Annotated in this window: 13 protein-coding genes and 1 pseudogene; 4 read left to right on the top strand and 10 right to left on the bottom strand. The window is 58.9% G+C overall.

Annotated elements, in window-relative coordinates:
- The first annotated feature begins 227 nt into the window (after positions 1-227).
- Genes ACA059_RS11210 through ACA059_RS11200 form a run of 3 tightly spaced genes read left to right on the top strand, consistent with a single transcriptional unit; the run spans position 228 to position 4,641 of the window.
- A complete protein-coding gene (locus tag ACA059_RS11210) occupies positions 228-1,964 on the top strand; it encodes a type I secretion system permease/ATPase (protein WP_497633819.1) in 1,737 nt (578 codons plus the stop codon).
- Between the two features lie 6 nt (positions 1,965-1,970).
- Positions 1,971-3,311, top strand: coding sequence for an HlyD family type I secretion periplasmic adaptor subunit (locus ACA059_RS11205; protein WP_497633818.1), 1,341 nt, complete (start codon positions 1,971-1,973; stop codon positions 3,309-3,311).
- A gap of 1 nt (position 3,312) precedes the next feature.
- Positions 3,313-4,641 (top strand): TolC family outer membrane protein, encoded by a 1,329-nt coding sequence (locus ACA059_RS11200; protein WP_497633817.1) that lies wholly within the window; start codon positions 3,313-3,315, stop codon positions 4,639-4,641.
- Between the two features lie 93 nt (positions 4,642-4,734).
- On the opposite strand, the gene ACA059_RS11195 is transcribed toward ACA059_RS11200, so the two are convergent.
- The 9 genes and pseudogenes from ACA059_RS11195 to ACA059_RS11155 all read right to left on the bottom strand — a co-directional run bounded on the left by ACA059_RS11195 (position 4,735) and on the right by ACA059_RS11155 (position 17,129).
- A complete protein-coding gene (locus tag ACA059_RS11195) occupies positions 4,735-5,661 on the bottom strand; it encodes a Gfo/Idh/MocA family protein (RefSeq protein ID WP_497633816.1) in 927 nt (308 codons plus the stop codon).
- A 119-nt stretch (positions 5,662-5,780) separates the two neighbouring features.
- Complete coding sequence (locus ACA059_RS11190; RefSeq protein WP_497633815.1) at positions 5,781-8,678, bottom strand: sensor domain-containing phosphodiesterase; 2,898 nt, start codon at positions 8,676-8,678, stop codon at positions 5,781-5,783.
- A gap of 320 nt (positions 8,679-8,998) precedes the next feature.
- Positions 8,999-9,862 carry a methyl-accepting chemotaxis protein gene (locus ACA059_RS11185; protein ID WP_497634654.1) on the bottom strand — a complete coding sequence of 288 codons (864 nt, stop codon included), beginning with the start codon at positions 9,860-9,862 and terminating at the stop codon, positions 8,999-9,001.
- Positions 9,857-10,639 (bottom strand): annotated as a pseudogene (locus ACA059_RS11180) (MCP four helix bundle domain-containing protein); the annotation flags it as partial. The gene ACA059_RS11185 and the pseudogene ACA059_RS11180, both read right to left, overlap by 6 nt.
- 189 nt (positions 10,640-10,828) lie before the next feature.
- Complete coding sequence (locus ACA059_RS11175; protein WP_497633814.1) at positions 10,829-12,148, bottom strand: outer membrane protein transport protein; 1,320 nt, start codon at positions 12,146-12,148, stop codon at positions 10,829-10,831.
- 152 nt (positions 12,149-12,300) lie between these two features.
- Entirely contained in the window at positions 12,301-14,202 is a 1,902-nt protein-coding gene (locus ACA059_RS11170) for an acyl-CoA synthetase (RefSeq protein WP_497633813.1), read from the bottom strand.
- Between the two features lie 2 nt (positions 14,203-14,204).
- Entirely contained in the window at positions 14,205-15,161 is a 957-nt protein-coding gene (locus tag ACA059_RS11165) for a fumarylacetoacetate hydrolase family protein (RefSeq protein ID WP_497634653.1), read from the bottom strand.
- A gap of 175 nt (positions 15,162-15,336) precedes the next feature.
- Positions 15,337-16,428, bottom strand: a complete 1,092-nt coding sequence (locus tag ACA059_RS11160; RefSeq protein WP_497633812.1) for a VOC family protein — start codon at positions 16,426-16,428, stop codon at positions 15,337-15,339.
- Positions 16,429-16,514: 86 nt separating this feature from the next.
- Positions 16,515-17,129, bottom strand: a complete 615-nt coding sequence (locus tag ACA059_RS11155; RefSeq protein ID WP_497633811.1) for a TetR/AcrR family transcriptional regulator — start codon at positions 17,127-17,129, stop codon at positions 16,515-16,517.
- A gap of 227 nt (positions 17,130-17,356) precedes the next feature.
- On the opposite strand from ACA059_RS11155, the gene ACA059_RS11150 reads away from it, so the two are divergent.
- Entirely contained in the window at positions 17,357-18,592 is a 1,236-nt protein-coding gene (locus tag ACA059_RS11150; protein WP_497633810.1) for an NADH:flavin oxidoreductase/NADH oxidase family protein, read from the top strand.
- 21 nt (positions 18,593-18,613) lie between these two features.
- Here ACA059_RS11150 and ACA059_RS11145 read toward each other — a convergent pair whose 3' ends face one another.
- Complete coding sequence (locus ACA059_RS11145; RefSeq protein WP_497633809.1) at positions 18,614-19,261, bottom strand: TetR/AcrR family transcriptional regulator; 648 nt, start codon at positions 19,259-19,261, stop codon at positions 18,614-18,616.
- Between the last annotated feature and the right edge of the window lie 2 nt (positions 19,262-19,263).

The raw sequence follows: 19,263 nt of genomic DNA, 5'->3' as shown, positions 1-19,263 counted from the left end.
TAGCTGTTTTTAAAAGACTTATAGATAGTTCATTGCGGTATTAGAGCGAAATGTTATTTCAGACTGTTTCGACGCCACCTACGCTGCTGGCTATGGAAGCAACGCAGAGATTTGCAGGAGATTCGCCTTAGAGCGACCACCCTGCGTATCGACCAACTGCCTGCGGACTACATCTGTTAGCTGTTGCGCCGCAAGGGCTAACGGCTTTTCGAAGAGGGGTCACCCAAATGAGCAAACAATCGAGCACTCGATCAGAACTGGCTGACGCGCTTTTTCGACTTCGCCGCAGTTTTTACTCGCTGGCAGGCTTCAGCGGCGTCATCAACGTCATGATGTTGACGCCAGCCATTTATATGCTGCAGGTCTATGATCGGGCCTTGGTCAGTCGAAACGTCACAACGTTGACGATGTTGACCATTCTGGTGATAGGCCTGTTCTTGCTGATGGCCACGCTGGAAATGTTCCGCACCCGCGTGCTGATCCGGGTTGGCAACTGCCTCGACATGGACCTCAATCGACGCATTTTCACCGCAGCATTCGAACGCAACCTGAGCCGCGCCGGTGGTAATCCGGCACAGGCCCTGCAGGATCTCGCGCAGGTGCGTCAGTTCCTCACCGGCAATGGCCTGTTCGCTTTCTTTGATGCGCCATGGACGCCGATCTACCTGCTGGTCGCCTATCTGATCCACCCGCTGCTCGGACTGATCACGCTGATCGGCTCGCTGATTCTGATGGGTCTGGCTTATCTCACCGAGAAGGCGACGCAAAAGCCGCTGGCCGAAGCCAATCAGGCCGCCCTCTCCTCCGCCAGCTACGCCAACAACAACCTGCGCAACGCCGAGGTCATCGAGGCCATGGGCATGCTGCCGTCAATCGGCAAGCGCTGGTACCAAAGCCATTTGCGCATACTGGAAATGCAGACCCTGGCCTCCGACCGTGCAGCCCTGATCAGCAGCACCGGGCGCTTCGTGCGTATCACTTTGCAGTCACTGATCCTCGGCGCCGGCGCGCTGCTGGCGATCGAAGGCAAGATCACCCCCGGGATGATGATTGCTTGCTCGATCCTCACCGGCCGCGCGCTGGGCCCGGTGGAACAAGTCATCGCGTCGTGGAAGCAGCTGCTTGGCTGCCGTTCGGCTTGGGGCCGGTTGAACGAGATGCTGAACGACTATCCGCAACGGCCACCGAGCATGTCACTGCAGCGGCCGCTGGGCATGCTGGCGGTGGAAAATGTGTATGCCGGCGCCCCCGGCACCGGTAACACGATTCTGCGCGGGGTGAGCTTCAATCTTTCCCCAGGCGAAAGCCTTGGCATTATCGGTCCATCCGCCTCGGGCAAATCCACCCTCGCCCGCCTGTTGGTCGGCGTCTGGCCGGCACAGGCCGGCAAGGTGCGCCTGGACGGCGCGGACATATTCACCTGGAACAAGGGCGAACTTGGCCCCTGGCTCGGTTACCTGCCACAGGACGTGGAGCTGTTCGAGGGCACCATCGCCGACAACATTGCGCGCTTTGGCGAAGTGGACAGCGACGCGGTCATCCGCGCCGCCAGGACTACTGGAGTGCACGAGATGATCCTGCGTCTTGCGCAGGGTTATGAGACCCGTCTGGGCACCGATGGCAGCCCGCTTTCCGGTGGCCAGAAGCAACGCATCGCCTTGGCCCGCGCGCTGTATGGAGAACCCAATCTGATCGTGCTGGATGAGCCGAACGCCAACCTCGACGACGTCGGTGAAAAGGCCTTGGTCGATGCGCTGGCCCAACTCAAAAACCGCGGCGCCACCGTCATTCTGATTTCCCACCGTCCCAATGTGCTCTGCGCCGTCGATAAGGTGCTGATGCTGCGAGACGGCGGCGTGCAGATGCTCGGCACTCGCGACGAAGTATTCGCAGCGCTGCGCAAGGCCAGTGTGATGCCTGCAGGCGCATCAACTCCGCTGGCCTCCGTCAAAGCACGGGAGTAACCGATCATGCAAATGAGCCAACACACCGACATGATTCTCACCGATCCCAGGAACGTGGTGGATCTGGACGTCGGTAAACCCGTGCGCTGGGGCATGTTGCTGATGCTCGCCGGCTTCGGCGGCTTCCTCCTGTGGTCCTGGCTGGCGCCGCTGGATGCCGGCGTGGTAGCGACAGGCACGGTAAAAGTCACCAGCAATCGCAAAGCCGTGCAGCATCTGAGCGGCGGCACCGTGGAGGCCATTCTTGTTCGCGAAGGCGATACAGTGAAAAAAGGCCAGGAGGTGGTCCGCCTCGACTCGCTGCGTGCCGCTGCCGAACAGGGTGCGGTCAGCGCCCAGTACATCGTCAGCAAGACGGTGGAAAACCGCCTGGAAGCGGAACGTGACGGCCGCGATGTGGTGAACTACGATCCCGAATTGCTCAAGCGCTTCGGGAATGACTACCGCCTGGTGGCCGCCATGGATCTGCAACAACGCCTGCTGGACACCCGGCGTGCCGGCCTCGCTGGCGAAATCAGCATCCTGCAGGAAAACCTCGCGGCGTCGGCGGTGCAGCTCAAGGGACTGCAGCAGGTCTATGGCGCCCGCGCCTCGCAGATCAACTTCCTCGACCAGGAACTGAAAGGCACCCGCGTGCTGGCGGCCGAAGGCTATGTCCCGCGCAACCGTCTGCTTGAGCTGGAACGCAGCAATGCCGACCTCTCCGCCGGCCAGGCCGAGAACCTCAACAACATCGCTCGCGTGCGTAGCCAGACCACCGAAATCAAGCTGCGCATCCTGCAGCGCCAGCACGATTATCTGAAGGAAGTCGAATCGCAGCTCACCGACACCGCCAAGGAAAACACCACCCTGGCCGACCGCTTGCGTGCGCTGGACTATGAAGTGACCCACACGGTGATTCGATCGCCCATCGATGGCATGGTCCAGTCCCTGAGCATTGCGACCATCGGCGGGATCATTCAGCCCGGCTTCAAGATCATGGAAATCGTTCCGGACAACGAACCGCTGCAGGTCGACGCGATGATTCCCGTGCAGGCCATCGACAAGATGGTCCCCGGCCTGGCCGTGGACATCGCCTTCCCGGCCTTCAACCATGCCCGGACGCCCAACATACCCGGCCGCGTGAAGACCGTCTCTGCCGACCGTCTGCTCGACGAGGAAAGCAAGCAACCGTTCTACCTGGCTCAGGTGGAAGTTACGCCCGATGGCATGAGCCTTCTTGGCAGCAATCACATTCGTCCCGGTATGCCCGCCAGCGTCACCATCAAGACGGGCGAGCGCAACCTGATGAGCTACCTTCTCAAACCAATGCTCGAGCGTGTTGACAGCTCCTTCAAGGAACAATGAAATGGACCGTCATTGCCTGTTCTTCTGCCTGCTGGCGCTGTCCCTCCCGACCAACGCCATGGACCTCAAACAAGCCTGGGATCTGTTGCAGTACCAAGGCCCCGTCTATCGCGCCGCCGTGCATGAAAAGGAGGCCGGTGCGGAAAACCGCGCCATCGGCATGGCCGGCCTGCTACCGCAAATCAATGCCTCGGCCTACGACAACAAGGTCAATGGCACCCAGCGTCAGAGCGGTATCGAAAGGGATCTCGACTACGACTCCAAGGGCGCTAACGTGCGCTTGCGCCAGCCGCTGTTCAACAAACAGAAAATGGCCGAGTACCGCCAAGGTAAACAGCGTGCCGACTACAGCGTCGCGGTGTTCGATGCCAAGAGTCAGGACGCCGCGGTGCGCCTGGCCGAAAGCTATTTCGACGTGCTCCTGGCCAGCGAAACCATCACCCTTGCCAAGTCCAAACTGAGCGCCTTCGACGAGCAACTCGCCTCGGCGAATCGGCGCATGGAGTTGGGAGCCGGGACCATCACCGACATCGACGAGTCAGTCGCTCGCCGCGACCTCGCCGCAGTTGAGCTGATCGAAGCGCAGGACAACCTGGTCAATGCGCGCCGCAAGCTTGAGGAATTCATCGGAGAAACCCCCGAATCCCTGACCACCTTGCGTCCGAGCTTCGATACGCCACCGCTGCTACCGAGCAACCTGCAGGACTGGCTGGTCAAAGCCCAGAGCGACAGCCCGCTGATCCATGCGCGCCGGCATAGCAGCGACCTCGCCGAAGAAGAAGTAAAGCGCGCCAGGGCCGGCCACTGGCCAACACTGGATTTCGTTGCCGGTTACACCGCGGGCGAGAGCCAATCAATCTCCGAGCTGAATCAACGCAACCGCTACGCCTCAATCGGGCTGGAAGTAAACTTTCCGTTGTACAACGGTGGCGGCACCAGCGCGTTGACACGCCAGGCCAGTGCCAATAGCTATAAGGCCCTGGACGAACTCGACGCCACGCGCCAGGAAGTCATCACCGGCACCACCCGCGAGTATCGTGGCGTAGAGAGCGGCGCCCAACGTATTCACGCGCTGGAGCGGGCAGTGGAGTCCAACGAACGCTCACTGACTTCGACACGCAAGGGCTTCAAAGAAGGCGGCACCAGCACCAACTCGGACGTCCTCAATGCCGAAGAGCTGCTCTTCGTTGCGCGCCACGATCTGTTCGAGGCCAAGCTGCGCTACTTGATGTCGCGCCTGCGCCTGGCCTCTTCGGTGGGCAGTCTGGGCGACGACGATATCGACCACATCAACGACTACCTCGGCCCGGAACTGTTGGTCACCAACTGACTTTCACCTGCGCGGCACTTCTACAAGGTGGTCGGCAAAACCCAGGCACGCAACAGCGTGCCTTTCACCCACCTCTGCGTTTCTGAGCGGACGCTAATCGTAGAACGGCGCAACCAACGCCCGACTGCCGACGAAAAAGCTGTCGGCCACCAGTCGCAGCGGCTGGAGGTCCAGGTCACTGGCTTTGTCGCCAATCAGCTGTTGAAAATGTCGATACACCGCCGCGTACTCGCCTTCCTCCGATACGGCTTGGCTCACGCCGTCGATACTCAACAGCGCGCCACCGTTGTCCAGTCTTAGGATGCCTTCGGTGCAGCGAATCTCGATGCTCCAAAGTTCTTCGTGACCGTGATCGAAATCGAACTCCGCGCGGACATCGAGGTGGCACGCGTCAGACATCTTGATGGACGCGGCAATCGGCGACTGGCTGTTGCTGGGGACTCGCAGTTCGGCAGACTCGACAAACAGCGGCAGCGCCAGCAGATGGGTGGCTATCGACAAGGCATTGATACCGGGATCGAAGACGCCCAGGCCTCCGGGTTGCCAGATCCATGCCTGGCCTGGATGCCACTTGCGCACGTCTTCCTTCCAGTCGATCTGTACGCTTTGCAGGGTGCGGGTGGCCAGCCAGTTGCGGGCGGCTTCGATGCCGGGCGCGTAGCGTGAATGCCAGGCGAACAGACCGCTGACGCCTTGCTCATCTGCCTGATTCACCAACGCCATCGCTTCACCCAACGTGGCGCACGGCGGCTTTTCGACCAGCACGTGTTTGCCAGCGGCCAGCGCTTGTTGCACCAGAACGAATCGTCCTTGCGGCGGCGTGCAAAACGCAATCGCATCGACGGACGGGCCGTTTTCGAGCAGCTCGCTCAGAGACGGAAAGTTCGCTACCCCGTCGCAGGGCTGCCCTTGCGTTGCGACAGATACCAACTGGAACGCGGGGTTGGCGCTGATAGCGGGGACGTGTTGATCCTGGGCAATCTTGCCATAGCCCACCAGACCAAGACGGATCGGTTGCATCAATGACTCCTGGTTTTTTTCTTGTCTTGGGAAGCGAACTGGCAAGGTTACGTTTGTATAGCGGGCTTATCCACCAGAGCATGGCCGGACTGGCACTGCCTCGAAAACGTCAACAAACCCTAGCGACCGATCAGCGAACTCGCCAACAACGCCTCCAACCCCATCGGCCTGGCAAAATAATAACCCTGGGCCTGCCCTGCGCCGATTTCGCGCAGCAGGTCCAGGGTCGCTGCATCCTCGACACCTTCGGCCACCACGCTGAGGTCCAGCGATTCGGCCATCCGCACAATCGCCCGGACAATCGCGCGACTGCGGGAACTGGTGGTCAATTCGAGGATGAACGACTTGTCGATCTTCAAGCCGCTGAACCGGTATTGGTGCACATAGCTCAGGGATGAAAACCCGGCGCCGAAATCATCGAGCACCACCGACATGCCGTTGTCGGCCAATTGCTGCATGGTCAGTCGGGCAATGGCCGGCTCGGCGACCAGCGCACCTTCGGTCAACTCCAGGCAGATCCGCGACGGCGCGACCCCGTGCCGCGCCAACAGGGCAAGCACATCACTGGCGAAGTCCGGGCGCGTCATGCTGTAGCTGGAGCAATTGACGTGCACCGGCGGCCAATTGGCGTGCTCGGGGTGTGCGAGGATCACTGCGATGCTGGTGAGCATGTACAGATCCAGTCGACCGATCAGGCGCAAGCCCTCGACATCCGGCAAAAACTCGCCCGGCGCGATCACCCGGCCGCCCGGCTGATGCCAGCGGATCAGCGCTTCAAGGGCCAACAATTCGCCGGTTTCGACGCTGACAATCGGCTGGAAATACGGCAGCAGTTCGTCAGTGCGTTTGAGCGCATTGCGCAAGGCCCCTTCACGCTCAACCTGATCCGAAACTTCGCGGCGCACTTCTTGATTGAACACCGCGTAGCTGTCGCGTCCGGCACTTTTGACCCGGTACATCGCCGCATCGGCATCGCGCAGCAAGTCGGCTGGCTCGTGATGGAACTGACTGTCGGCGCTGACAATGCCGATACTGCAGGACGAAAAAACCTGATGGCCATTGATGACAAACGGCAGGTCGAACGCCACCAGGATCCGTTCGGCGATGTCGATCACCACGTCCAGCGGTGCCTCGGGAGCGAGCACCGAAAACTCATCGCCCCCCAGGCGCGCCAGCATGTCGGTGTCGCGCAGACAGCCGCGCAGACGGTGGGCAGCCTGCCTCAACAGCAGGTCGCCAAAATGGTGGCCAAGGCTGTCGTTGACCATCTTGAAACGGTCGAGGTCGATGAACATCACCGCCAGGTGCCCGCCTGCGCTACCGAACTGCGACCAGGCCAGATTGAGGCGCTGTTGCAGGTAGGTGCGATTCGGTAGCCCGGTCAACGCATCATGGGAGTTTTCGTGTTGCAACTTGGCATTGGCGTGATCGAGCTCGCGAGTGCGGTTCTGCACCCGGGCTTCCAGCATGAGGTTGGCAGCATGGATCGCTTCGGCGGCGGTGCGTCGCGACAACGCGGTGTCGATGTGTCGCGACACGAACGTCAGCAGTTCCTGGTCACGCAGGGTATAGCGCACCTGCGAGGTATAGCTTTGCACCGCCAGCACGCCACGCACTACATCGCCATCGAACAATGGAATGCCCAGCCAGGAGTAGGAGCGGAAATACACATCGGCGACTTCTATTTCACCGTGCGTCGTCAATCGCTCAGCCTCGTCGGCGTCAATCAAACAAGGTCGACGCTGACGGATAACGTATTCGGTCAGACCCCGGCTCCCACGCCGTGCCTCCGGGCGGACCGTCTGACGCTCATCGACGTAATACGGAAAGGTCACTTCACTGGTGCCGTCGTCGAACAGCGCAATGTAGAAGTTCTGCGCGAACAGCAGATCACCGACGATGCCATGCAAGGTTTGAAACAGCTCGGCCATGTCGCCGGGCTGGCTCGACAGTTCAGCAATCTGGAACAGCGCACTCTGCAGATGTTCGGCACGCTCGCGTTCTGCCACTTCCTGCCTCAATGCGTCGTTGAGTGCCGACAGCTCCAGGGTGCGACGCATCACCGTCTCTTCCAGGTCCGCGCGGTGCAGAATCCGGTCCAGCGCCATGGCCACGTGGCGGGCCACCACCAGGAACAGCGCGCGGTCTTCAGCGCTGTAGATACGGGACACGTCGTAGACCTGCATCGCCAGCATGCCAAACACGTCATCCGAGGCGTTTTTCAACGGTGCGCCCATCCAGAACTCCGGACAGTCACCCACGCAGTAGAAACGCCCCTCGGCCTGAGCCGCATGAATGCCGGCGGCGTCGATCAGCAGCGGCTGGCCAGTGGTCAACACCTGGGCGGTCAACGACAAGTGCGAAGGGTCGAGGTATTCGTAGTTCTCGGATTCCAGGGCTTCAACATCAATGATGTCGACGTAATACGGGTAATCCATCTTGCCCGTGTGCGGGTCATACAGCGCGAGATAGAAGTTCTCGGCGTCGATCAGGCTAGCCAGCAGCCGATGAACCCCCACCAGAAACACTGACCGGTCGCGGGTCGAACTGGCCAGGTAGGTAATTTCATACAGCACTCGTTGAGTAATCTGCGCACGGGCAAGGGTATTGGCCTGCACCTCAACGCCCAGGCGCTGGGCGAACTCGGCGAGCGTCGGGTCCGCGGCATCGTCGACTGGCGCGAGTAACCAACCCAGCACACATTCGCCTCGACCGGCCGGCCAGCGGTGCAAGCGCCGGGTCAGACAAAAGGCTTCAAACTCGTCATTGGCAACGATTGACGGCCACTGCTCCAGGGCGTCGCCCTGTCCGACCAAATGCAGTTGTTCACCGGCGCGGTAAACCACCCACGCGGTGGTATGGGCCCAGTTGCGCGCCGAGTCCAGCAAATGCTCAATCGTGTCCTGGGTGCCGGCGCAGGCCATGCCGACGGTATCCGAGATCCCTTTTTGTTGAGAGGCAACAACGTCGCAATCGTTCGATTGCCGCGGGGAGTCGGTCAATGGACGAACACTCATCAGCGCTCCCTGAGCCAGAAACTGGCGATACTCACGTACTGTTTGCTAGCAATGTGCCGGCCAGCTTCTCGCTTAAAGCTTATAGAGGTTTTTTTCAATCGTTTTATTCGCTTTAGTGCCATGTCGAAATGCCACAGCTCACAAGCTTCTGGATGACCGCCTCGCGGCCGACTCGTTTTCGACTTCAGCGCAGTGTGCCTCATACGATTCGGCTAGCACTCGGCGCCGTCAGCCCATCCAGTATCAAGGCCCTCGCTGTGTCTACAGATACTCTGGTGATGCCCATGGGCCAGTGGCCGACGTGAAGTCGTCCTCCGACCTTAAAGCTTGAATTGAGTGACCAGGGCATTGAAAGAGACGGCCAGCCGCGACAGTTCCTGGCTGGAAGCGCTGGTCTGATTGGCACCCGCAGCGGTCTGGGTCGACAGGTCCTGGATGTTCAGCAAATTACGGTCCACCTCACGGGCGACCTGGGCCTGCTCTTCGGACGCCGAAGCGATCACCAGATTGCGCTCGTTTATGGTGACGACCCTGTCTGTAATCTTCTCCAGCGCTGCCCCGGCGCTCCGGGCCACTTCCTGGGTGTTGGTGGCCAGCGACAGGCTCTTACCCATGGCAGTGACGGCCCCATTAGCGCCCGATTGCACGGTACTGATCATGCCTTCGATTTCTACGGTCGAGGCTTGGGTACGGTGGGCGAGCGCCCGCACTTCATCGGCCACCACCGCAAATCCGCGTCCCTGTTCGCCAGCACGGGCGGCTTCGATAGCAGCGTTGAGCGCCAGCAGGTTGGTCTGTTCGGCAATGCTGCGGATCACGTCCAGTACCTTGCTGACTTCCCGAATGTGCCCGGCCAGTTCAGTCACCGTTTCGGTCGACTCGGTGATCTCTTCCATCATGGTGCTGATGCCCATGAGCGTTTGGTCGACCTGACTGCGGCCATGAGCAGCGTCTTCGGCCGCGGCTTTAGAGGCCTTGGAGGTCGACACGGCGTTGCGCGCCACGGCCTCGACGGCCGCAGTCATTTCATTGACAGCGGTGGCCGCCTGCTGGATTTCGTTATTCTGCCGCGTCAGGCCCCGGGTACTTTCCTCGGTCACAGCGCTCAGCTCTTCGGCGGCCGAGGCCAACTGATTCGAGGCGCTGGCGATCTGCGCAATGGTGTGTTTCAAGCCGCCCTGCATGTCCGCCAAGGCATTAAGCAGTTGCCCCGCTTCATCACCCCGGGTAGTGGAAATGCGCTGGGTCAGATCGCCACCGGCAATGCGCTGGGCACTGGCGACCGCCACCGCCAATGGGCGAGTGATCATACGCGTAATCAGAATGCCCAGAGCGACAGCCACCACAAAGGCGATCACGATCCCGACCAACAGGATCAGCATTGAGCTGGCTTCGAGTTCCTGCGCACCCTCGGCACTTTCTTTGATCTGCCGCTTGTTCGAATCGATCATGGCCCGTAGGTGATCGCGGGCATGAATGAACACGTCAACCGACAGCGCGTTCAGGCGATTGCGTGCCTGCGCAAGATCGCCGACGTCCACCGACTCAATAACCTTCCGTGCACCTGCCACATAACCGGGCCACAGTGCTTTGTACTTGTCCCCCGCTGCCCGCTCATCAACCGCCAGAGGTGTGGCACGGTAGGTCGCGAAGGCATCTTCTGCCCGAGCCAGATCCGTCGCCAGGTTCTGGCGAACACGCGCCTTGTCCGCTTCGGACACATCGCCGGCGTGAGCGTCAAGCAACCGGTAAAGCCCGCGGTTGTGAGCGACCAGGCTGGTCATGGTCTCGTTGATGTTGCCCACTGACACCAGGCTGTTGGAAAAGGTTAAAGACAGCGCAATGGCCAAACGGTTGATCCCCACCATTCCCAACCCACCCACGACGAGGGTGATCAGGGCGCAGATGACGAACGAGGTCAAAAGCTTGGTCGAAAATTTGGGCTGATTCAGTAGGTTCACGTGGCAATCTCGATGGATTGGAAGTAATGAAATGGAAAACGTCCACTACCGCGAAAGTATTCGCGGTAGTGGGTGCGGATAGACAAATAGAACTGCATCACCCCCGTTGGGATAGTTGATTAACGATTAAAGGTGAACCTTAAAGAAGGCTAGCGAAAATCGACTCTATTAAAAATGGAGTCGTGTCGATCAGTACCGATAGGTAGCCTGCACTGAAACTCCATTCGCACTATTGTCGTAGTTGGCACTGTATTCCGGTTGAAGACCGGAGTTGTTCGCCTGCTTTACCGAGACTTTGGAATCCCAGAGATAACCATAAGCAAAGTCTATGGTCAGATCGGAATTCGGCGAATAAGCACCGCCCAAGGTCACGGCTTGGCGATTCCCAACTGGAATGCGCACGCTGCGATCGGCATTTCTGATTGGCGAAGGATCGTAGGCGTAGCCTGCGCGCAGCAGCCATTGTTGGTTCAATTGATAGGAGGCGCCAACTGCGGTGCTCCAAGTGTCGCGCCAGTTCATTTCTTCGATCACATGTCCCATGCCAGCCGCCTGGCCCACGGGGGAAAGACCGCTGTTGACTGCCTCGACCTTCTGGATCCGGCTCCAACGTTTCCAGGTGGTCCCCAGGTAGCCCGTCCAGCGACTATTGAAATGATGGGTGATAGACGTGTCCACGGATTCGGGCATAGTGAGGTCAATCTTGTTGTCATACTTTCCGTCCAGCGGGATAACGCTCGGGGAGCCAGAAACCTCAGTATGCCCTTCGAGTTCATAGTCCACCTTCGAGTGATAGTTAATCCCCCAACTGGTTGCCTCAGTAAAGTCAACCAAGATGCCTACGTTGTAGCCAAGTGCCGTGTCATCGCCTTTGATGGTGACCAGTGTGTCCTCGCCGTTGTTCAAGGCGCCGGTGGCCAGGTAATTCTGAAGCTTTGCATTGAAACGGTTTATGGTCGGTCCACCACCAATGGACACGTAATCATTGATCCGATAAGCAATGGTCGGCTGCAGGGTTACTTCCTTGGTCGTGCTATAGGAACCATGGTAGCGCCCCTGAAAAGTGCTCTCGTAATCATTGATCAAACCACTTGGCGCATAGAGGCCCAGACCAATCGAAAAGCGATCATCAAGTGGCGTCGACATATAAGCGAAGGGCACGACTCCCAAAGGGACCGAGTCCCCTTCATTCGTTCCTCGGGCGCTACTCTGCGCATTACTGATGTCATCGCTCACCGAGACGACCGCAGCTCCGCCGGAAATCTCAGTACGTTTCAATTTGGTCAAACCTGCAGGATTTCCAAAGATAGTGCTGGCGTCCAGCGCGGAAGATGACCTTCCCGCATAAGCAGTACCCGCACTACTTGCACTTTGCTCGTTCAAGGCAATGCCATTGGCCCCCGCGCTTGTGGAAACGCTGAGTATTGCCGCGGCACCTGTCAATTTAATCCAGGAAGACACTTCTCGCACAGCTGAGAGACACGGGGTTGCACGGTTGCTCAGTTTCATTTCCCACCTCGTATTGTTTTTATTGATTGGTGCGCAGGCAAAGCTTCGCCTTCCGGTGCACTTGGCAGTGCCGGTTGGAGTTGATCGAAGTTGTGAAACAGGCCCTGGCTGACTATTACCAGGGCCGGGGTGCCGAACTTACGAAGTCAGGATCATTTGAGCCACTCCACCTGAAAGCTATAGAGACCAAGAAGGAGGGCCAGGGACTCTTTATCTTTCCCGGCCCGGATGCACGCGACTAATCCACGTTGTTCATGCTGTATAACCTCGACCTCGATGCCCTTCAGACACATACGTTCCACTTCCTGCCAAACTACTCGGGTCACTTCGCGCTGCTGCAAGGCGGGCTTGAAGATTTTGCCAACCGCCGTCAATGGCAGTGCTTCGAGGATTTCGATCCGCTTGGGAATAGCCGCCCGCTCACTGATGTGTCGCTGAGCAAACTGCTCAAGTTCTTCGACGGTACAGTCGTGGCCTGGTCGCAGTTGTACGTAGGCGACCGGCACTTCACCCGAATAGGCGTCCGGGCTGCCGATGGCAGCCGCCAACGCCACCGCTGGGTGGGCCTGCAAAGCCTCCTCGATTTGTTTGGGATCGATATTGTGGCCGCCGCGGATGATCAGCTCCTTTTTGCGCCCGGTCAGCCAGAAGTAGCCATTTTCATCCTGGCGACCCAGATCGCCCGTATTCAGCCAACGCTGACCATCGATCTCGATCCACAGGCCCCGGTTATGGCTTTCCTCAACATAGCCCTCGAACAGGTTCGGACCCGTGATGGTGATCAGGCCAATTTCGTCGATGTCGGTGTCGCGCAAATACTCTCCAGCGTCATCGAGCATGACTGCGCGCATGCCCTGGTAGGCAATCCGTATACCGATGGAGCCGATGTAGCGCTCGCCATGGGGTGGATTAACCGAGGAGACGCACGCGCCTTCCGTGAGTCCATAGCCTTCGAGGATCTTCACCCCGGTCCGGCCTTCGAACTCCCGGAAAAGTTCGACCGGCATCGGCGCGGCACCACACATGGCATAACGAAGGCTGGACAGGTCGCGGCCTTCCAGCTCGTTTTGCAACAGTGCGGAATAGACGGTTGGAACGCCGGAGAAGAAGTTGATGCCGAAGTGCTCAACCATCTCCCAGAAGCGTGGGATCACACCCTCACCGCGATAACCCTGCGGCGTGCCGAGGATGACATGATCACCTTGGGTCCAAGGCATCAGGCCTGTCACCAGCTGTGCATTTACATGGAACAGCGGCAACCCACAAAAAATGACCTGACCACTCCCATGTGGTTGCATGTGCGTGGCCATGGCCCACGCGTTGAAGACCTCCGCCCCATGGGTACGCATCGCAATCTTGGGCAGTCCGGTGGTACCGCCGGTGCAGAAGTAAGAGGAACGATCTTCAGGGCGGAACAGCCGAGCACTCTTCAGGTGCGTACCTGGCTGAGCATCCATTAACGTTCGTAATTCTTGAATCGTGGCACCCCTGTGCAATTCACGTTCTTTCTGTGCCAGGGATTCAAGCGATTCACGCTGAGCTACATCAACATAGGGTCCCATGCCAACCCAAACGACATGCTTGATCTCGGGAAGTTGATCCAACTGGGAGGCCAGCTTAAGCCACAGCTCACTGCCTGGCGTCGGTGCGAGCGTTACTACCACGCTGGCCTTGGCGGCACGTAGCAAGGCAGCCATCTGTTTGGCCTCTTGCAGCGGATTGATCGCCATGACGACACCGGCCGCTTCCCCCCCCCAGATGGTGAAGTGGGTTTCCGGCAGGTTGGGCAGGATGAAGGCCAGCACTTCACCCGGGGTAATGCCCAGGTCGTGGAAGGCATTCGCCGCGCGAGTGATATCTTCGACGAGTTCGGCATAGCTCCAGTGGTGGGTGTTCCGGAAGCTGGCAGCGTCGGCGAAGAAACTCAGTGCAGGCGCGTTGGGGCTCAGCTCGGCTGTCCGTTTCAGCGCTTCATAGGTGCTGGAAGCCAAGCCACGTTCCGCCAACGGGACCTGCTCGATATTTTCAATGTCGTTCAGAGATCGCACCATCATTGTCAGGCTTCCTCTACGACTCGGTTGCGTTGCACGCCCAGGTCGATCACGCCATCCGCGCTGCGAATGCGCGCCTCGACCACGTCACCGGCCTTGAGGTACTGCGTCCGGCTCTCTTGTGCCTTGAGGAAAAGCTTCCACTTGGTGGCTTCTGGCAAAAGGGCTGCAATGCGCATTTTGCCGGGCGAAGGGATCGTTAGAGCGCAGCCGGCAGGCGTACCAGTGGCGATCAAGTCCCCAACGGCGAGATCTTGCAAGGCGGAAAGTTCGGTCAGGGTTTCAGCGGGGCCGTAAACCAGATTTGCCGTGCTGTCGTTCTGTCGTACCTGGTCGTTGACTGTCAGGCGCAGCTGCAGTTCTTTCAGGTAATGCATATTCTTGGCATCCAGAAGGCACAGGTACGGGCCGACCGGGCCGAAAGTGCGGTAGCTTTTGCCCTTGTAGAACTGCATCTGGGGAATCTGAATGTCACGCGCCGAGTAGTCATTGACAATAACGACGCCGGCGATGAACTCATGCAGATTGGCGTCGGTGACAGCAATTGCGCCGGTGATCGAGCGCTTCATCACAAGACCCAGTTCGATCTCGTAGTCAAGGAAGCGCACGTGGCGCGGCTTGATCAAGTCGCTGTCAGCCGCCACCAGGCAACTCGTCGCCTTGGTGAAGATCATGTTGAATTTCTTCGCATCAGGATCCATGCCTGACTCGATCATGTGCTGACGGTAATTGGCACCCTGGCAGACAAACTGCTGGTTACGGGTCACCGGCGACAGCAGTTTTACGTCGCCCTCTTCCAACTCCGAACCTTTCAGTTGAGCGAGGTCATCGAGACTGTTCTGGCTAATGAAGTCACCGGTCGTTTCAAAAACACCGGGGACAACCGTGATACGGCCCTGGCGAAGCACGCCCCAGTGGATACCGTTCTGAAATTCAAAGCGGACTACGTGTACAGCAGACATTGAAGGTACTCCTGGAGCGGCGTTTGTCCCGCGTTCGGTGGCGTGGGAACTGTGGTGTTGTTCTGAAGGCGGGCTGGCAACGGTGTAGACCCACGCACTGCCAGCAATCAAAGCGCCGGCTTTAAGCACGTCCCGCCGGCCAAACCGGGTTGAGTTGTCCGACATGGCGGCAGCTCTACCCGAACATCCGCATGAGTGTTAGCAACTTGCGAAGGGTTAGGTCCGGGCTGCGTCGCAGGTTGCGGATCAGCAGAAGCACATTGGTCAGGTTCAACTTGGGTTTTGTAAAACTCTTGGGCATGCGCTGCCCCCACTGGGCCATTGCCTCGGGACTTACCGGATGAATGCCCGTCGGCCGAGTGGCGGTGAAAATATCCCCGTCGCAGTAATGCTCGTGCTTATCGCCCCATGGGTCTTGCCAGTAATCGAAGATCTGACTGCCCAGAATGTGTCGGCCGATTCCCCATGAGTGCTCCCAACCCCGCTCCCGCAGGACGCGCTGCCCCATACCCACGGCGTCTGCATCGACGACTTCATAGGCGCTATGGCTGTAGGTAGCCATGAACCCTTGCGCAATCGCGAGCGTATGGTGATCCGCGGGAATATCACCGAGATCAAGGCGCATGAAAGTGACGATAGGCGTGCCGTCGGGGAGTACCTGCACATCGCTGGGAATAAACCCGAAATGCTGCGTATACCAGGCACAGGTCGCTTGATAGTCGGCCACTTCAATGACGATGTGACCCAGTTTGAGTACTTCAGGGGGAGCAATCGGCGGGCGCTGCGTGGCGTTGACTCGCGGTTGCTCGTGCACCAGGTTCCAGTGGAGAGGAGCTCTATGTGCCAGAGTCTTGCCTGGCGTCTGGTCGCACACGGCTTCCACAATGAAACCGGACGGATCAGTCAGTCTGACGTAATACCCTTTGCCAGGATGTTCCGACTTCTCTACCGATGACGCCCCCGGGATTCGAGTGAGCTTTTCCAGATCTTCCAGGGACTGCACTGCAAGTCCGAACCCGATAAAACGTGCATGTTCGGCACGATGGACACGGTAACAATATGAAGTGGCATCGGTGGCTCGTAGATAGAGCGTATCGGCGTTCTGCCGACTGACCGTCAGGCCGAAGTCGGTCAGGAAACGCGCCGCCTCATTCAAATCCGGCCTTTGAAAGATCAGGTGAGTCAGATCCTGGGCCTTTACCGTCGGCTGCGGATGCCGCGCGGGGTGTGGTGTCGCCAACCGGTGCAATTCGTTTTTGTTGTTCATTGTTCTTGTTTTCCGGGTTTTTAGGGCAAAGCTGTCCCGAACCCCTGGAAAACCAGGGGTGTTATCTAATTAAGTCGGTTAAGCGCTCAGTCGAGAGTCGGAAGTGCCGGCAACTCTTTGGTTGCCAGCGCACGCGCCTCCTCCGGCGGCACACCTAGTGCCCGCAGTACCAGCTCGGCGGTGTCAGAGCCCGATTCGCGCCACGTTCTGTGGCCTTCCAGTACCAGGAAAATTGAGCCCAGGACGCTGCTCGATATCAACGTCAGTACTGAGAGCAATTGCTCCTGCTGAAACGTGTAGCGCCCAGTGGTAAGCCCGCTCAGAAGATCCTTAGTCGCTTGGCTGCTGAACATTTCGCGCAACGCAGAATTGCTCATGGCGAATTTATGGATGAACGCGCCCCACTGGGAGTCTTCGTGCGCTCGGCGAATGAAGAATCGAATGCCATTGGCAAGGCGATGAGCGGGATCAGAGAGGGAGTCGAAGCTCTTGTTGACGCGCTCATGCATCTCCCTCGCGAGATGGCTGGCGACCGCCTCGAACAGGCTTTCCATGCTGTCGATGTTGCTATAAACCGTTCCGCGCGCCACGCCTGCCTCTTGCGCGAGGTCAAGGATGTTCACTTGTGAGGTGCCTCTCTCGGCGAATAGGCGAAAGGCAGCTTGATGAATACGGCGCTGTGTTGGATTCAGGGATTCCACGGTTCTCTCTCCAGGATTACCTTATGGACCGATTGAACACTCGTGTTCATTTTACGTCAACCATATTTTTAAGCGGTTTGGTTTTTCTGTCTGAAAACCGGCCTGTAACCCAATAATCTGGATACTAGGATCGATGTCGCCGGATCAACAAAAACCCTTCACATTGACATAATTGAACACGCATGTTCAATTATGCTGGCCGACTTTTACCAGCTGAAGGACAGAACATGACCAGCTCAAAGCTCTTCAAACCGCTTCGATTGCCTAACGGCGCGGTGATTCCAAACCGAATCGCCAAGGCTGCCATGGAGGAGAACCTTGCCAATGAGGATCACGCTCCGGGGGAAGCGCTGGTTAAGCTCTATCGGCGTTGGGCGGAGGGTGGTGCCGGCCTGATCATCACTGGCAACGTCATGGTTGACCGCCACGCCTTGACCGGACCCGCTGGCGTAGTGCTCGAGGACGATCGGAACCTGGGCAAATTCAGCCTATGGGCCGATGCTTGCCGCAGTCGCGGAGCCCAGGCCTGGATGCAAATCAATCATCCCGGACGGCAGCTGTTGGCTTCAATGGGGCAATCGGCACGGGGGCCCTCCGCGGTTGCTGTCGACATTCCCGGACTATCAAAGGCTTTTGTGCCGCCCAGGGCCTTGGATGAGCAGGAGATCGAAGAGCTGATTGAACGCTATACCCATGCCGCAGCGTTAGCCGAGCGTGCCGGATTCACCGGCGTGGAGATTCATGCAGCGCATGGCTACCTGTTCAGCCAATTCCTTTCGCCCTTGACCAACCGGCGTAGCGACCGCTGGGGTGGTAGCCTGGAAAATCGTGCGCAAATTCTCCTGCAAACCATCGACGCAATACGTCAGCGAGTGGCACCGACCTTTTGCGTCGCGGTGAAGCTCAATTCCGCGGACTTTCAGCGCGGCGGTTTCGATGCCGAGGATGCGGCTCGCGTGGTGGAAATGCTTAACACCAAGGCGATCGACCTGGTCGAGTTATCGGGTGGCAGCTATGAAAGCCCGGCAATGCAGGGGCAGACCCGCGATGGCAGCCGCTTGGCTCGAGAAGCGTACTTTCTCGAGTTCGCGGAGAAAATAGGAGAAATAGCGCGCATGCCGCTGATGGTCACCGGCGGCGTGCGTAGAAAGGAGGTGGCAGAGCGCGTGGTGAGCGGCTCGGTGTCGATGGTGGGGCTTGCCACTGCGTTGGCGATCGAGCCGACCCTGCCAAGCCAGTGGATGGCAGGTCAGGACACCGAAGTGGAGCCCATCGTCGTCCGCTGGAAGAACAAGGCGCTGGCATCGCTTGCAGTGGCGTCGGTGATCAAGAAGCAGCTCGGCTTGCTGAGTCAAGGGAAACGGACAAAACCCAGGACGTCGCCTCTCATGGCATTGATCGGCAATCAGCTAAAGTCTCGCCGCCAGGCGAAGAGCTATCGGCAATGGATTGATCAAGCCTAGCGGATCAAGGATGACATCAGATCAGGTGCGTAGCGGCTTGCAGGCGATTCTCCTGGCTCTGGCAGGTGTTACGCCCAGAGCCTGGAGAACCATTTCGGCGACCCGCAGATCGTGCTCTGCCACTGCGCGTCCCTCGACAACTGAGCGCATTGCTCCGGTTGTGCATGATAAGACGATGTCCAGGGCGACCCCTTCGTCCACGTAAGCAAAAGTACCCGCACGCAGCCCCTCACGCAGATCGCCCAGTACATGGTCCGCCAAACGCGAGCGCATTGCCTGGTCGAAATGGATGATGCGCAGCAGCGCATTCGCCCATTGATGGTCGGCGGCGGCCCGACATACAAACATGCGAACGCCAATCGAAAGCCGCTGCGCACCGCACTGCACGTCAGAGTTCAAGACGGAAATGGCGTCAGAAAACTCGGCGGCCATGGCGATGCCCACCGCCTCGAGTACTTCGTCGCGCGTTCGAAAATAGTTGTAGATGGTGCCGTTGGATACCGCTGCTTCCGCGGCGACCTCGAGCAGCGCGATCTCCCCCACCTCCTTACGTGCGACAAGACGCAATGCCGCGTCCACCAGGCCGCGACGGGTGCGCTCACGCTTCTTGTGGCCTCTCGTGAGAGGTTGTGGCGCAGTCGCTTCTAAAGGAAGAATGGGGGAAGGCATTA

The sequence above is a fragment of the Pseudomonas sp. LBUM1647 genome (assembly GCF_059716175.1).
This window is presented reverse-complemented; position numbering and strand designations above follow the sequence as displayed.

Coding starts and splice junctions, on each gene's coding strand:
- ACA059_RS11200 (WP_497633817.1), top strand. CDS start 3,313: ATGGACCGTCATTGCCTGTTCTTCTGCCTGCTGGCGCTGTCCCTCCCG.
- ACA059_RS11190 (WP_497633815.1), bottom strand. CDS start 8,678: ATGAGTGTTCGTCCATTGACCGACTCCCCGCGGCAATCGAACGATTGC.
- ACA059_RS11150 (WP_497633810.1), top strand. CDS start 17,357: ATGACCAGCTCAAAGCTCTTCAAACCGCTTCGATTGCCTAACGGCGCG.
- ACA059_RS11175 (WP_497633814.1), bottom strand. CDS start 12,148: ATGAAACTGAGCAACCGTGCAACCCCGTGTCTCTCAGCTGTGCGAGAA.
- ACA059_RS11185 (WP_497634654.1), bottom strand. CDS start 9,862: ATGCAGGGCGGCTTGAAACACACCATTGCGCAGATCGCCAGCGCCTCG.
- ACA059_RS11210 (WP_497633819.1), top strand. CDS start 228: ATGAGCAAACAATCGAGCACTCGATCAGAACTGGCTGACGCGCTTTTT.
- ACA059_RS11195 (WP_497633816.1), bottom strand. CDS start 5,661: ATGCAACCGATCCGTCTTGGTCTGGTGGGCTATGGCAAGATTGCCCAG.
- ACA059_RS11165 (WP_497634653.1), bottom strand. CDS start 15,161: ATGTCTGCTGTACACGTAGTCCGCTTTGAATTTCAGAACGGTATCCAC.
- ACA059_RS11170 (WP_497633813.1), bottom strand. CDS start 14,202: ATGATGGTGCGATCTCTGAACGACATTGAAAATATCGAGCAGGTCCCG.
- ACA059_RS11160 (WP_497633812.1), bottom strand. CDS start 16,428: ATGAACAACAAAAACGAATTGCACCGGTTGGCGACACCACACCCCGCG.
- ACA059_RS11205 (WP_497633818.1), top strand. CDS start 1,971: ATGCAAATGAGCCAACACACCGACATGATTCTCACCGATCCCAGGAAC.
- ACA059_RS11145 (WP_497633809.1), bottom strand. CDS start 19,261: ATGCCTTCCCCCATTCTTCCTTTAGAAGCGACTGCGCCACAACCTCTC.